We start from the raw sequence: 440 nt of genomic DNA, 5'->3' as shown, positions 1-440 counted from the left end.
ATATGGAATCGTTCGTTAGTTTTCATAATTTTCCTCCTTCTATAACTTCAAGATTAAATCCCGGCTTTGGTATTGTAGAAAGTTCTTCTTGTGTAGCACGACTACCTACTTCAGCAACGTGGCGGTTCATGTAGTAGCGGACAAGACCCGGCCCTCGCATACCGGCTACCTTTTCGCGCTCGGAGAAAATCGCACCGAACTTCACCAGTTCATTCATGATGGCTGTAACTTCGTTGACCCGAATTCCGACTTTTTCGGCGATTTCTTCGCGGGTTAGCATGATCTGTCCGGTATGTGGGAACAGGTGGTCGAACAAGAGCGTCCAGACGTCCACGGCCTTCATTGGACGTTTACTGTTCTTCATTAGCCACAAGGTGACAGCACGGTTCTGTGCGGGACGGATCATAACAAACGGCTCCGTTGTTCCGGGGGCTGGGGTA

General features: G+C 49.5%; 1 protein-coding gene. It reads right to left on the bottom strand.

Going from position 1 to position 440, the window contains the following annotated elements; all coding sequences use genetic code 11:
• Positions 1-22: 22 nt before the first annotated feature.
• On the bottom strand, positions 23-440 hold a 418-nt coding region (locus tag KP705_RS21815; RefSeq protein WP_215765250.1), incomplete at its 5' end, for a hypothetical protein.

The sequence above is a fragment of the Gluconobacter sp. P1D12_c genome (assembly GCF_018812105.1).
Classification (GTDB): Bacteria; Pseudomonadota; Alphaproteobacteria; order Acetobacterales; family Acetobacteraceae; genus Gluconobacter; species Gluconobacter oxydans_A.
Note: the sequence above shows the minus strand (reverse complement) of the source record. Positions and strands in the feature narration are given on the sequence as shown.